This window comes from Lysobacter sp. yr284 (assembly GCF_900107375.1).
GTDB lineage: Bacteria > Pseudomonadota > Gammaproteobacteria > Xanthomonadales > Xanthomonadaceae > Lysobacter.
Genome location: NZ_FNPT01000010.1, coordinates 19,053 through 32,880 on the forward strand (window position 1 = coordinate 19,053; position 13,828 = coordinate 32,880).

Here is a 13,828-nt window from a genome sequence, read left to right on the forward strand (position 1 = left end):
CCAGGGCGCCATGCCGCATCGGATCGGAAGGCGTCGGGCCTGAAGGCCCTCCCACCGAGCGCATCGCGGCGCCTGTGCCGCCGCCCATGCTCCCGCCGTTCCGGCGAACCCCGGAATCCATTTCTATCTTGCTGTCGCTTTTCCTGAACGCGAAAGGCGAAAACGAAAGCAAAACCGATCGCGGCTTTCGCCGCAACGACGGCGTCGAGGATTTCGCGGCTATCGCCAGCCGCGCAAACTCCGGCCGATATGTCGAGCGCAACGCCAGCCCAGGCAACGCCGTACATCGATAGCAGCGACGGACCTCACACAAAAATCGCGGCAAAACCGCCGCGCCGGCTTGCGATTCCGTGATCGCGCACACCCGCCGTGCGCTGCCACGAACCTGCAATCTGCCGCTTCCAGGCTTTATCGTTTCCCCCGGCGGCGCACCCGCGCCGCGCCCAGCTCTGGAGCAAGGCCTTGGCTTCCCCGACCCGTCGCGATTTCCTCAAGCTCGCCGGCTCCACCGCCGCGCTGGGCCTGCTGCCGCCCAGCATCCGCACCGCCCTGGCCACGCCGGCCGCGCGGGTCACCGGCACCATCCAGGACGTGCAGCACGTGGTGATCCTGATGCAGGAGAACCGTTCCTTCGACCACTACCTGGGCGCGCTGCGCGGCGTGCGCGGCTTCGACGATCCGCGGCCGATCCCGCTGCCGGGCGGCAAGACCGCGTTCGAGCAGCCCAAGTCGGCGGGCGCGCCGAACAACGTGGTGCTGCCGTTCCATCTCGACACCGCCAGCACCGCCGCGCACTGCCTGGCCGACATCGACCCCAGCTGGAAAGGCGCGTACTCGCGCTGGAAGGACTACAACGCCTGGATCTCGGTCAAGGGCCCGATGTGCATGGGCCACTTCACCCGCGAGGACATGCCGTTCTACTACGCGCTGGCCGACGCGTTCACCGTCTGCGACGCGTACTACTGCTCGCACCACGGCCCGACCAATCCCAACCGCATGCACCTGTTCGCCGGCACCAGCGGCATGACCGTCGGCGATTACGGCGCGCAGGCGGTCAACAACGCCGACGACGGCAACTGGACCGGCGACATGGCCCGCGACAAGCCGACCTTCGCCGGGCACAAGTGGAAGACCTATGCCGAGCGCCTGCAGGACAAGGGCATCGCCTGGCGCGTCTACCAGGAGCACGACAACTACGGCGACAACTCGCTCGCCTACTTCGCCGCGTTCCGCAAGCTCGACACCAATTCGCAGCTGTACAAGCGCGGCCGCGCGATCGTGCCCGGCTCCAACGAGGCCAACGCCAAGACCTCGCGCGGCGAGCACCTGATCGCCGAGTTCGCCAAGGACGTGCGCGAAGGCACCCTGCCGGCGGTGTCGTGGATCGTGCCGTCCTACATCATGAGCGAACACCCCGAGGCCACGCCGGCCTACGGCGAGTCGCTGACCGCGCGCCTGCTGGAAGCGCTGGTGGCCAATCCCGAGGTCTGGTCGAAGACCGTGTTCATCATCAACTACGACGAGAACGGCGGCTTCTTCGACCACGCCGCCGCGCCGCTGCCGGCGATCAACGCCGACCTGGGCAAGAGCACGGTCGACACCGCGACCGAGAACTACAACGGCATCCCGGTCGGGCTGGGCGTGCGCGTGCCGATGTTCGTGATCTCGCCGTGGAGCAAGGGCGGCTGGGTCAACTCGCAGGTGTTCGACCACACCTCGGTGCTGCGCTTCCTGGAAGCGCGCTTCGGCGTCGCCGAGCCGAACATCAGCGCGTGGCGCCGCACCGTCGCCGGCGACCTCAGCACCGCGTTCGACTTCGCCACCCCCAACGCGGCCTGGCCGACGCTGCCGGACACCGCGCACAGCATGGACGGCGCCGACGCCAGCTGCCGCCTGGCCACGCCCAAGCCGCCGGCGCAGCAGCGCCTGCCCAAGCAGGAGCGCGGCCAGCGCCCGGCGCGCGCGCTGCCGTACGAGTTGCAGGTCGGCGGCCGCATCGAAGCCTCCAGCGGGCGCTACTGGCTCGACTTCGGCAACAGCGGCGTCGCCGGCGCCTGCTTCAACGTCTATGCCGGCAACCGCAGCGACGGCCCCTGGTACTACACCCTGGATGCCGGCACGGCGCTGTCGGACTACTGGAGCGCCAAGCAAGTCACCAAGGGCGTCTACGACCTGTCGGCGTACGGCCCGAACGGGTTCCTGCGCGCGTTCAAGGGCGATCTCAACAAGGCCCTGGCCGCCGACGGCGCGAACCCGGAAGTAACCGTGCGCCACGACGTCGCCGGCGGACGCCTGCTGATCGAGCTGACCAACACCGGCAAGGCCGCGTGCACGCTGAGCCTGAAGCCCAACCGCTACAGCACCGCCGCCGCGCGCAGCTACGCGCTGGCGCCGGGCGCCAAGCGCAGCGACAGCTGGCCGCTGGCGGGCGCGCGCGGCTGGTACGACTTCAGCCTGACCTCGAACAAGGACGCGGCCTATCTGCGCCGTTTCGCCGGCCATGCGGAGAACGGCGAGGCCAGCGTCAGCGATCCGGCGATCGGCGCCTGATCCGCGCCGGCGCGCGGCCGCCCGCCCGACAGGCCGGCGGCTGCGCGCGCGATGCCTGTCGGCGGTGCGCGCGCCGACGCGGCGCGTGCACCGAGAGCGCATACAGCAAGCGGTGGACGCGCGGCTGCGGACGAGCGGTTGCGACCCGGCGGCACCGCTTTGCTACGGTGTCGCCGAGCCGAAGCCGGAGCCCGCCGATGAGCGATACCGACCATCGCAACAACCGCCGCACCGTCGCCGCCTACGAAGGCTATGCGCGCGGCTACGCCGCCGCGGTGCCGGCGACGCCGTCGGGCCACGCGGCCGAGGACCTGCGGCGGCTGGCCGCCGCGGCCGGGCCGTCCGGCCGCGTGCTGGAGATCGGCTCCGGGCCGGGCTGGGACGCCGATTTCCTGGAGACGCTGGGGCTGCGGGTGCAGCGCACCGATGTCACCGCGGCGTTCGTCGACTTGCAGATCGAGCGCGGCAAAGCCGCCTCGCGCCTGGACGTGCTGCGCGATGAGATCGAAGGCGTCTACGACGGCATCGCGATGCTGTACGTGCTGCAGCACTTCGAACGCGATCAGGTGGATGCGGTCCTGCACAAGCTGGCGCGCGCGCTGGCCGCGAACGGCGCCTTGCTGGTGTCGCACATGCTCGGCGAAGGCGAGGAATGGGAAGGCGACGGCGGCGACTACCGGGTGGTGCGCTGGCCGGCGGCGGCGATGGACCAGCGCCTGGCGCGCGCGGGGTTCGCGGTGGAATTCGAGAGCTTCATCGACAGCGAGCGGCGGCCCTGGCGCAGCGTGCTGGCGCGTCGGCGCGGCTAGGCGCGGATGCGTCGGATGTGCGGTGACGCGGTCGCGGCTTGCGCCCTGCTACAGGGAGCATGCCTTGCGACAGCGGCGACCTGCTGTAACCGGATTCGTTGGATTCGTCGGATGTGCGGTCTCGCGGTCGCGGCTTGCGCCGCTCCCGCCAGGGGCGTGCGCTGCGGCGGCGGCTAGCTGTAGGAGCGGCGCGAGCCGCGACCGCGCTGTATCGCCTGCGGCGCCAGCGCCGATTCCGATGGAACCGTCCGCGCGACGGCCCACGCCACATAGCCGCTGGATGCGTCGCGCGCGACGGCATCGTCCGCCCGCACCCGCACGCGGACGCCGCAGCCCAGGCAGCCCTTGCGCTAGCCGCCGCTCAGCCGCCGCGCGCCAGCCACTTGCGCGCCAGCCGCCGCATCGAGTCGTCGCTGTCCGGATCGGCCAGCACCGCGCCGATCTCGCGCCAGGCCAACGCCAGCGACTCCTCGCCGACCACGAAGTCTTCGCTGTCGCACACGCGCACCACGTAGCGCAGGTCGTAGTGCCAATGGCCGGGCACTTCGCCGCGCTCGGGAATCCAGTGGCGGTCGAGGTCGAACAGATCCGGCTCCACGCTCAGGCCGGCGATGCCGGATTCTTCTTCGGCTTCCTTCAGCGCCACCGCGGCCAGGTCGCGGTCGCCGTCGGCGTGGCCGCCGAGTTGCAGCCAACGGCCGAGCTTGCGGTGGTGGGTCAGCAATACGCGCGCGCCGGCGCGGTCGACCAGCCAGGCGCTGCCGGTGAAGTGGCCGGCCAGGCGCTCGCGCCGGAACGGGTCCGGCCATACGGCAGCGTCGTGCTGCGCCGCACCACGCGGCTCGCCGGCCTCGGCCAGCAATTCCAGGAACGGCGCCGTATGTCCGGCTTCTTCCGGCCAGCGCCGGGCATAGTCGCTGAGTTTGGAACGAAGTTCGGCGATGGCGTCGGGGCGTTGCGCTTGCATGGAGACGGGCTGGCGATTCAGGAATGGGGAGCCGCGATTATCGCCGCCCGGACCATGACCGTGTGCGCTTGCCGCTTATTTACACCCTGAGTTAAGGTGGCCCGCCGCCCCGTACCGGGGCCGGTCACGTCGTCGCCAGAACGACGGGCACAGATCACTTCTTACGAGAGAGAGGGGAGTTCGATGTCGAGAGGCCTGTTCATCACCAAACCGGTGGCACCCGCCGGTCATGTGGACGCCGGTGAGCCCGTAGAGGGCAGCCTCCAAGGCGAGGCGACGCTGAAACGGTCTTTGACCGCGACCCAATTGGTGATGCTGGGCATCGGCGCGGTCATCGGCGCCGGCATCTTCGTCCTCTCCGGCCACGCCGCCGCCGAACACGCCGGCCCGGCGATCGTGCTGAGCTTCGTCGTCGCCGGCTTCGCCTGCGCCCTGGCCGGCCTGTGCTACGCCGAGTTCTCGGCGATGCTGCCGGTGTCGGGCAGCGCCTACTCCTATTCCTATGCCACGCTCGGCGAGTTCGTCGCCTGGTTCATCGGCTGGAACCTCGTGCTGGAGTACCTGTTCGCCGCGTCGACCGTCGCGGTCGGCTGGTCGGGTTACCTCAACAGCCTGCTGACCAGCTTCGGCATGGGCCTGCCGGCCTCGCTGTCGACCGCGCCGCTCAACATGGTCGACGGCGCGTTCGTCTACACCGGCGGCCTGGTCAATCTGCCGGCGGTGGCGATCGTCGCCGCGCTCAGCGGCCTGTGCTACGTCGGCATCACCCAGTCGGCCTTCATCAACACGATCATCGTCGCGATCAAGGTCGTGGTGATCACCTTGTTCGTCGCCTTCGCCGCCAAGTACGTCAACCCGGACAACTGGGTGCCGTTCATTCCGGAAAGCCAGGGCCCCGGCAAGTACGGCATCGACGGCGTGATCCGCGGCGCCTCGGTGGTGTTCTTCGCCTACATCGGCTTCGACGCGGTCTCCACCGCCGCCGGCGAAGCCAAGAACCCGCAGCGCGACATGCCGATCGGCATCCTCGGCTCGCTGGTGATCTGCACCGTCATCTACATCATCGTCTCCGGCGTGCTGACCGGGCTGGTGCCGTACCACATGCTGAGCACGCCCAAGCCGGTCGCGACCGCGCTGGAAGCCTACCCGGCGCTGGGCTGGCTGAAGCTGCTGGTCGAAGTCGGCGCGATCGCCGGCCTCAGCTCGGTGATCCTGGTCATGCTGATGGGCCAGCCGCGCATCTTCTATTCGATGGCCAAGGACGGGCTGCTGCCGCAGTTCTTCGCCAAGGTCCATCCGAAGTTCCAGACCCCGTACGTCGGCACGATCATCGTCGGCGTGTTCGCCTGCATCCTGGCCGGCCTGCTGCCGATCGGCCTGCTCGGCGAGTTGGTGTCGATGGGCACCCTGCTGGCGTTCGCCACGGTCTGCGTCGGCGTGCTGATCCTGCGCAACACCCGCCCCGACCTGCCGCGTCCGTTCCGCGTGCCGCTGGCGGTCGTGGTCTGCCCGCTCGGCGCGGCGGCCTGTCTGTACCTGTTCTGGAAGCCGTTCTCCGAGCATTGGCACCTGATGACCGGCTGGACCGCGATCGGCATGCTGATCTACTTCGGCTACGGCTACCACAACAGCAAGCTGCGCAAGGCGGCGGGCGGCAAGGCCTGAACCCGGCGCATCCATGATTCGAGGCCGGCGGGACATCCCGCCGGCCTTTTTCCTTTTACAGCGGCACGTTTCCATCGCGTCCGGCTCCATCCTCGGATAAGCGTCGCTTGAAGCCGTCATTCCCGCGAACGCGGGGTTGTTTTGCTCCACTTCGGCGGAGCCGAACATCCACAGACTTCAGCGTATTGCCTCGGTGGAGCCTTGGATTCCCGCGTTCGCGGGAACGACGGCCGAAGGATCGCAGCGCGCGGATACACGCAACACCAGGACGAACCACACATGCTGGAACAACTCCGGGCGACCAAACACCCGCACGCCGCCCACACCGAGGCCGAAGGCCTGAGCCTGCACCGCACCCTCGGCCCCTGGGGCCTGACCGCGCTGGGCATCGGCGCGGTGATCGGCGGCGGCATCTTCGTGATCACCGGCAAGGCCGCGGCCGAGCACGCGGGGCCGGCGATCATGCTGTCCTTCGTCCTCGCCGCGATCTGCTGCACCTTCTGCGCCCTGGCCTACGCCGAGTTCGCGGCGATGGTGCCGGTCTCCGGCAGCGCCTACACCTACACCTACGCCACCCTGGGCGAACTGGCGGCGTGGTTCATCGGCTGGATGCTGATCCTGGAGTACGGCGTCTCCGCCTCGGCGGTGGCGGTCAGCTGGACCGGCTATTTCCTCAGTCTGTTGCAACACTTCGACATCACCCTGCCCGCGGCGCTGGTGCAGGCGCCGCTGGACGCCAAGCTGCGCCCGACCGGCGCCATCGCCAACCTGCCGGCGGCGGCGATCGTGCTGCTGCTGACCTGGCTGTGCTACGTCGGCATCCGCAAGTCCTCGGCGATGAACATGGCGATGGTGGTGCTGAAGTCGGGCCTGATCGTGCTGGTGATCGCAGTCGGCTGGAAGTACGTGAACCCCGACCTGTGGCAGCCGTTCATCCCCGAATCGCAGGGCAACGGCAAGTACGGCTGGGAAGGCGTGCTGCGCGGCGCCTCGATGGTGTTCTTCGCCTACATCGGCTTCGAGGCGGTGTCGGTGGCGGCGCAGGAATCGCACAAGCCGCAGAAGGACATGCCGATCGGCATGATGGCCTCGCTGGCGATCTGCACCGTGCTGTACATCGCCATGGCCGCGGTGATGACTGGGCTTGCGCCGTACACCACCCTGGGCACCGACGAGCCGGTGGTGACCGCGATCGCCGCGCACCCGGCGCTGAACTGGCTGCGCATCGTGGTCGAGGTCGGCGCGCTGGTCGGGCTGTCGTCGGTGGTGCTGGTGATGATCATCGGCCAGCCGCGCATCTTCATGATCATGGCCCGCGACGGCCTGCTGCCACCGGTGTTCACCAAGATCCATCCCAAATACCGCACCCCGCACATCAACACCGTGATCACCGGCATCGGCATCGCCCTGCTGGCGGCGCTGTTCCCGCTCGACATCCTCGGCGACATGACCTCGATGGGCACCCTGATCGCGTTCGCCTCGGTCTGCCTGGGCGTGCTGATCCTGCGTCGCACCCAGCCCGACCTGCCGCGGCCGTTCCGGATCCCGTTCGCCTGGCCGATCTGCATCAGCGGCATCCTCAGCTGCCTGGTGCTGCTGTCGACGATGAGCGCGCACAACTGGATGCTGATGGCGGTGTGGACCGGGATAGGTTTTGCGATCTATTTCGCCTACGGCTACAAGTACAGCAAGTTGCGCCAGGCGCGCGGCTGAGCGCGCGGCGGGTAGCCGCCCGGCTGCGAGAAAATCGGCGAAGGCCGGCCCCGGGGTTCCGGGGCCGGCCTTTCGCTTTTGGGGGCGCTTGTGGGAGCGCCTTCAGGCCCGACGCTTTTGTCTCAGACCACAGCGATCCGACCGGCAAGCGTCGGGCCTGAAGGCCCTCCCACAAGAGCGGCCCGCCGCAACCGACGCCCCACCCGCTCTGCCGCCATAACGCTGCGTTATGCCAAAAACGAGGCAACCGCCACATCCCGGCGCTAAACTGGCGGGCATGAACAGCCCCCTGCCCTACGATCCGCAGCGCCTGGCGCATTGCGCCGGCGAGATCATCGTCAACGTGCGCGAGCTGGCCCAGCGCGGCTGGACCCCGGCCACCAGCAGCAACTTCTCGCGCCGCATCGACGCCGGGCACGTAGCCATCACCGTCTCCGGCCGCGACAAGGGCCGGCTGACCGAAGACGACATCATGGTCGTCGACCTCGACGGCGCCCCGGTCGCGACCAGCCACCGCCCGTCCGCCGAGACCCTGCTGCACACCCAGCTGTACAAGCGCTACCCCGAGATCGGCTGCGTCCTGCACACCCATTCGCAGACCCAGACCGTGGCCTCGCGCCTGTACGCCGGCCAGGGCCACGTGCACCTGGAAGGCTACGAGCTGCTCAAGGCCTTCGCCGGCACCACCACCCACGACACCGAGCTGGACCTGCCGGTGTATCCGAACACCCAGGACATGCCGACCCTGGCCGCCCAGGTCGACGCCACTCTGGACCGGCAGACCCTGTGGGGCTACCTGATCGACGGCCACGGCCTGTACGCCTGGGGCCGCGACATGGGCGAGGCCCGACGCCACCTGGAGGCGTTCGAATTCCTGCTGGGCTGCGAACTCGAACTGCGGAGGCTGCGCCGATGAGCCGTTTGCGTATTTTTCCCCAAGACCAGCCCGAGGCGCCGACGCTGAGCACCAGCGACCAGGGCGAGATCGCGCGCGAGCTGGCCAAGATCGGCGTCGGCTTCGAACAATGGCAGGCGTCCAAGCCGGTCACGCCGGGCGATACGCCCGAGGCGATCATGGACGCCTATCGCGCCGACATCGACCGCATCAGCGTCGAGCGCGGGTTCAAGACCGTCGACGTGGTCAGCATCGCCCCGGACAACCCGCAGCGCGAGACCATGCGCGGCAAGTTCCTCGACGAGCACTACCACAAGGAAGACGAGGTGCGTTTCTTCGTCGCCGGCTCGGGCCTGTTCACCCTGCACGTCGAACCCAACGTGTACGAGATCAAGTGCGAACAAGGCGACCTGATCTCGGTGCCCGACAGCACCCTGCACTGGTTCGACATGGGCCCGGAACCCAGCTTCGTCGCGATCCGCTTCTTCACCGAGCCCGACGGCTGGGTCGGCTACTTCACCGGTACTGACATCGCCCAGCAGTTCCCGCGCTTCGAGCGCGGCCAGGCGGGGTGACAGGCGCCGGGAGATGGCGACAGCCGTCTCCCGAGCCGTCCGCCGCGGCCTGAGTTCTTCGCTTTTCGCTATCTCCCAACTCCTATCCGCCATCTCCCAGCCTTATGCCCATCCGCGCCATCCTCACCGACATCGAAGGCACCACCAGCAGCATCTCGTTCGTCAAGGACGTGCTGTTCCCGTACGCGCGCCGCGCCCTGCCGGGCTTCGTCGCCGCGCGCGGACGCGAGCCGAACGTGCGCAAGTGGCTGGACACGGTGGCGATGGAGCACGGCGGCGTGTGCCAGGACTCGGTCATCGTCGAAGTGCTGCAGGGCTGGATCGACGAGGACCGCAAGCACACCGCGCTCAAGGCCCTGCAGGGCATGATCTGGGCCGACGGCTACAAGAGCGCGGACTTCACCTCGCACATGTACCCCGACGCCGCGCCGGCGCTGCGCCAGTGGAAGGACGCCGGCCTGCGCCTGTACGTCTACTCCTCCGGCAGCGTGCCCGCGCAGCGCCTGCTGTTCGGCCACAGCGACGCCGGCGACCTGACCGAGCTGTTCTCCGGCTTCTTCGACACCGAAGTCGGCGGCAAGCGCGAGGCGGCCAGCTACGAGCGCATCCGCGAGAGCATCGGCCTGCCGGGCGATGAGATCGTGTTCCTGTCCGACGTGGTCGAAGAACTCGACGCCGCGCGCGACGCCGGCCTGGGCACGGTGCTGCTGGACCGGCTGCAGGACTACCCGCAACCGCGCGAAGGCGAAGCCACCCACGGCCACCCGCGCGCGACCTCGTTCGACCAGATCGACGTCTGACGCGCCGCCGCGCGGGCCGCCTGTAGGAGCGGCGCGAGCCGCGACCGCGAAAATCCAACTGCGCCGCAAGCGCCATCGCGCGAGGCCGGCACGCCGCTTTCGTCGATCCATGCGCGGGGCATCGTCGATTTCGTCGCCGATGCAGTGGCGCGGTCGCGGCTCGCGCCGCTCCTACAGGTAGCCCATGCAGAAGCGGCGCGAGCCGCGACCGCGAAAATCCAACTGCGCCGCAAGCGCCATCGCGTGCGAGGCCGGCAAGCCGCATTCGCCGATCAATCCGCGGGGCGCCGTCGATTTCGTCGCCGATGCGGTGGCGCGGTCGCGGCTCGCGCCGCTCCTACATTCCGGTCATGCGGGTCTACAGCAGGCGGCTCAGGTTGCGGATGCGCACTTCGTCGCGCTCCACGCCGTGCTCGTGCGCGGCCTGGCGACGGATGCGGTCGAGCAGTTCGGCCGGATCGAAGCCGTCGGGCTCGCTCGGCGCATAGTCCAGCGTCGTCTGGCCCCAGACGATGAAACGCCCGCCGACCAGGATCTCGTAGTCGGCGAAATAGCAGTAATGCGTGTCCATGGCCGCGCCGGCTCAGGTGCCGACGTGGATGTCGTTGCCGCTTTCGGCGCAGCCCAGGTGCTCCAGCGCGATCGACAGCGCCAGGGTGTAGCTCTGCGCCGAATAGCCGTGGACCAGGCGCAGGCGACGGCCGCAACCGGGCGCCAGGCTCGGCTCCAGCGCGTTGGTGTCGTCGTCGTGGACTTCGATGTACGGCACCGTCAGCTGTTCCAGCGCGCCGCGCAGTTCCGCGCTGGCCGGCAGGCAGGCGCCCGGGTCGAGCAGCAGCAGCTCGGCGTTGGCCGCGCGCATGTTGCGCAGGCAGTCGACCAGTTCGCGCTCGCTGCGGCAGCTGCGCAGCGCCAGCGCCTTGCCGGCGCCGGCGGCGCGCTCGACCAGCGCCGCGCGCACTTCGCCGGCCAGCGGCGGGACCATCGAATCGACGGCGGCATCGGTGTGGGGGCCGCGCAGGATCAGGATCGACACGTTCGGACTCGCTGCGCACGCGGGACGGTGCGCCGTGGCCATCACTGTAGGAACGCGGGGCGTAAAGGCGCTATGCGGCGCGGCGAGCGCGGGCGTAAAGCGTGCGTCAATTCTTGTCGCGGGGCTGGCGTATGGGGCGGCGGCGGCCAGCGCCGCCGATACCGATGCACGCCGCCTCCGGCAACTCGACTACGACGTTCGCCGCCGTCGTTGCGGCGAAAGCCGGAATCCGTCGCGCCGTCGCGCTGCGCTGTTCTCGAACCATCGCGCCGTCTGCGCGAATCGAGCAAAGGCAGCGGCAAAAGGGATTGCGGCGTTCGCCGCAACGGCGAACCGGGAGCGCGGGCGCATCGGCGACGCAATCGGAAGGTCGGGAATATGCCGCGACGCAATCGGAAGACCGGGCGTGCCGGCGTACACCGCTTTCAGCCGTGGATCTTCTCGCCGCGCGCCAGCATCTCCACCAGCTTGGCGATCCGCGCCGCGCGCGTTTCGGGCTTCTTCGCGGTATGCACCCGCCACAGCACCGCGTAGCGGTTGCCCGCATCCAGGCCGTCGAAGAACGCGCGCGCCTTCGGCGACGTCGCCAACGCCGCGGCCAGGTCCGCCGGCACTTCGATCTTGCTCGACGAGGCGTACGCCGCGGCCCAGCGCCCGTCGGCGCGGGCCGCGTCGATCTCGCGCTGCCCGCCGGGACGCATGCGCCCGCCCGCGATCAGCGCCTCGCACTTGCCGATGTTGATCTGCGACCACAGGCTGCGCGGCCGCCGCGGCACGAAGCGCTGCAGGAAATAGGTTTCGTCCAGGCTGCGCTTCTGTCCGTCGATCCAACCGTGGCACAGCGCCACGTCCAGCGCCTGCGCGTAGTCGAGAGTGACCACGCCCTTGCCCTTCTTGGCGATCTTCAACCATAGCCCGGTCTTGGCCGGCGGCGTCTCCAGCCAGCGCTCGAACGCGGCCGCGTCGTCGAACGCGATCACCGGCAGGTCGTCGGCCGGGCCGGTCGGCTTGACGCTCATGGCGCGGCCTCGATCAGGCGATACGCGGTGCTCAGGCGTTGCTCGCCCTGCCAGGGATCGAACGTGCGCACTTCGACCGCATGCTCGCCGGCGGACAGGTCGGTCGGCAACGGCGCGTTCCACAGGTGCGGGCTCGGCGTAGCGATGGCGGTGCGGTCGTAGGCGCGCAGCTGCGCGGCCGCGTCGTCGCGCGCGTTTTCGGCCAGCAGCGCCGGGTCGGGCTGCTCCACCCGGCGCATCGGCTTCCACGCGCCGCCGTCGATGCGGTACTCCACGCGGCTGTCGTTGCCGCCCATGAACACGTTGGCGTAGACGCCGCGGATCGGATACGAGCCCTGGCGCAGCGCCTTGGGCGCATACAGCCGCAGGTAGTCGTTGGCGACCGCGGCCGCGTCGAGCGCGCGCCCCGCCGACGGCGCCGGATGCCAGCTCAAGGCGTAGCCGGCATCGGCGCGCACGCGCAGGCGCGCGTAGCCGTTGGGCGTGCCGTCGCTCATGGTCGCGTCGGGCAGGCCCTGCGCGTCCGCGATCCCGGCCCAGAACCCGCCGCAGGCCGCGCCGACGTTGTATTCGTGCAGCGGCGCCGCGCCGCGCCAGCCGCTGTCGCCGGTGTGATAGACGTGGCGCTGGGCATGGCTGTGGCCGCTGAGCACCAGCACGTGCGGGAACTCGCGCAGCAGGCCGAACAGGCGCTCGCGGTCGGCGTGGCGGAAGGTTTCGCGGCCCGGCGCGGCGTCGAACAGCGGGATGTGCATCGCCAGCACCAGCAGCCGGCGCTTGTCGGCGCCGGCCAGGTAGGCTTCCAGGAATTCGAACTGGTCCGCGCGCAGGCCGCCGATGTACTCGGGCGTGGAACCGGGCCGGTAGACCACGTCGTCGAGCACGATGAAGTTCGTCTGCGGCTCTTCCCAGGCGTAGGTGTCGGGGCCGTAGACGTGGCGGTAGCTCAGCAGCGAGTCGTCGTCGTTCTTGGCGTCGAAGTCGAGGTCGTGGTTGCCGGGCGCGTGCAGCCACGGCACGCCCAGGCGCGCGGTGACGGCGTTGATCTGCGGGTACAGCGACAGGTCGTCGTGGGTGATGTCGCCCAGGCTCAGGCCGAGGTCGGCCAGCGGCGCCTTGCCCTTGCGCTGCGCCAGCAGCGGCTCGACGATGGCGCGGCGGTAATAGCCGACATCGACCGCGCTCTTGGTCTGCGGATCGGCGAACACCAGCACGTCGAGCTCGCCGCCGCGGCCGCTGCGCCGCTCGGGGATCAACGCGTAGTCGCGGCAGGCCGGCGCGGCCCGCGGCATGCCGCCGTACTTCAGCGCGGGCGATTCGCCCAGCGTCACGTTGAGCCAGTAGTCCGGCAGGCCGCTGTCGGCGCGCGCGGCCAGGCGATAGCCGGCCGGCTTGATCAGGAACTGGCTGCTGCGCTCGCGCAGCGGCAGGACGTAGCGGCCCTGCGCGTCGGTCAGCACGATGCTGCGGCCGTCGGAGACGCGCTGGCCGGCCAGGCCGGGCTCGCCCGGGTCGCGGCGGCCGTTGCCGTTGCGGTCCTCGAACACCGTGCCGCCGTCGCAGGGCAGCGGCTGGGCCAGCGCCGCCGGCATCGCGACGGACAGGGACAGGGCGAGGATGCAGACGCGCAGGCGCATGGAACGGTCTCCGGAACGAAGCCGGCATTATGCGGCGGGCGTGGACGGGCTGCGGGGGCGCGGCTGGCGCAATCGGGTCGGTGGCTGTCCGCGATCGGGCGTGAGGGCGGCGCGGGGTAGCGTGGTTTCGTCGTTACGGTAGTGGCGCGGTCGCGGCTTGCG

General features: G+C 69.7%; 13 protein-coding genes. 8 read left to right on the top strand and 5 right to left on the bottom strand.

Features of this window, described 5'->3' with window-relative positions:
- The first annotated feature begins 86 nt into the window (after positions 1 to 86).
- The 3 genes from BLV01_RS25530 (at position 87) to BLV01_RS15410 (ending at position 3,359) form a co-directional block, all read left to right on the top strand.
- The gene (locus BLV01_RS25530) at positions 87 to 293 is read left to right on the top strand and encodes a hypothetical protein (protein WP_139178732.1); all 207 of its coding nucleotides are present in this window, start codon (positions 87 to 89) and stop codon (positions 291 to 293) included.
- A 169-nt stretch (positions 294 to 462) separates the two neighbouring features.
- Positions 463 to 2,550, top strand: a complete 2,088-nt coding sequence (locus BLV01_RS15405) for a phosphocholine-specific phospholipase C (RefSeq protein ID WP_091801424.1) — start codon at positions 463 to 465, stop codon at positions 2,548 to 2,550.
- Between the two features lie 197 nt (positions 2,551 to 2,747).
- Entirely contained in the window at positions 2,748 to 3,359 is a 612-nt protein-coding gene (locus BLV01_RS15410) for a class I SAM-dependent methyltransferase (protein ID WP_091801427.1), read from the top strand.
- Positions 3,360 to 3,720: 361 nt separating this feature from the next.
- Here the strand turns inward: BLV01_RS15410 and BLV01_RS15415 are convergent, their stop codons facing one another.
- Positions 3,721 to 4,326, bottom strand: a complete 606-nt coding sequence (locus tag BLV01_RS15415; RefSeq protein ID WP_091801433.1) for an NUDIX hydrolase — start codon at positions 4,324 to 4,326, stop codon at positions 3,721 to 3,723.
- 183 nt (positions 4,327 to 4,509) lie between these two features.
- On the opposite strand from BLV01_RS15415, the gene BLV01_RS15420 reads away from it, so the two are divergent.
- The 5 genes from BLV01_RS15420 (at position 4,510) to mtnC (ending at position 9,974) form a co-directional block, all read left to right on the top strand.
- Positions 4,510 to 5,991: an amino acid permease gene (locus BLV01_RS15420; protein WP_091801436.1), complete on the top strand. Its 1,482-nt coding sequence runs from the start codon at positions 4,510 to 4,512 to the stop codon at positions 5,989 to 5,991.
- A gap of 279 nt (positions 5,992 to 6,270) precedes the next feature.
- On the top strand, positions 6,271 to 7,704 hold the full coding sequence (locus BLV01_RS15425; protein ID WP_091801439.1) for an amino acid permease: 1,434 nt from the start codon (positions 6,271 to 6,273) through the stop codon (positions 7,702 to 7,704).
- Positions 7,705 to 7,981: 277 nt separating this feature from the next.
- On the top strand, positions 7,982 to 8,620 hold the full coding sequence (locus tag BLV01_RS15430) for a methylthioribulose 1-phosphate dehydratase (protein WP_091801440.1): 639 nt from the start codon (positions 7,982 to 7,984) through the stop codon (positions 8,618 to 8,620).
- Positions 8,617 to 9,174, top strand: a complete 558-nt coding sequence (locus BLV01_RS15435; protein ID WP_091801443.1) for a 1,2-dihydroxy-3-keto-5-methylthiopentene dioxygenase — start codon at positions 8,617 to 8,619, stop codon at positions 9,172 to 9,174. Before BLV01_RS15430 ends, BLV01_RS15435 begins: the two co-directional genes overlap by 4 nt.
- 104 nt (positions 9,175 to 9,278) lie before the next feature.
- Positions 9,279 to 9,974: an acireductone synthase gene (gene mtnC, locus BLV01_RS15440; RefSeq protein WP_091801446.1), complete on the top strand. Its 696-nt coding sequence runs from the start codon at positions 9,279 to 9,281 to the stop codon at positions 9,972 to 9,974.
- 358 nt (positions 9,975 to 10,332) lie between these two features.
- Here the strand turns inward: mtnC and BLV01_RS15445 are convergent, their stop codons facing one another.
- From BLV01_RS15445 to BLV01_RS15460, 4 genes are all read right to left on the bottom strand, one after another.
- Positions 10,333 to 10,545: a hypothetical protein gene (locus BLV01_RS15445; protein ID WP_175485981.1), complete on the bottom strand. Its 213-nt coding sequence runs from the start codon at positions 10,543 to 10,545 to the stop codon at positions 10,333 to 10,335.
- Positions 10,546 to 10,557: 12 nt separating this feature from the next.
- Positions 10,558 to 11,010, bottom strand: a complete 453-nt coding sequence (locus BLV01_RS15450; protein ID WP_175485983.1) for a type II 3-dehydroquinate dehydratase — start codon at positions 11,008 to 11,010, stop codon at positions 10,558 to 10,560.
- Between the two features lie 425 nt (positions 11,011 to 11,435).
- The gene (locus tag BLV01_RS15455; RefSeq protein ID WP_091801453.1) at positions 11,436 to 12,029 is read right to left on the bottom strand and encodes a YdeI/OmpD-associated family protein; all 594 of its coding nucleotides are present in this window, start codon (positions 12,027 to 12,029) and stop codon (positions 11,436 to 11,438) included.
- Positions 12,026 to 13,666 (bottom strand): calcineurin-like phosphoesterase C-terminal domain-containing protein, encoded by a 1,641-nt coding sequence (locus BLV01_RS15460; protein ID WP_091801455.1) that lies wholly within the window; start codon positions 13,664 to 13,666, stop codon positions 12,026 to 12,028. The genes BLV01_RS15455 and BLV01_RS15460 overlap by 4 nt, the downstream gene beginning before the upstream one ends.
- Positions 13,667 to 13,828 lie beyond the last annotated feature (162 nt).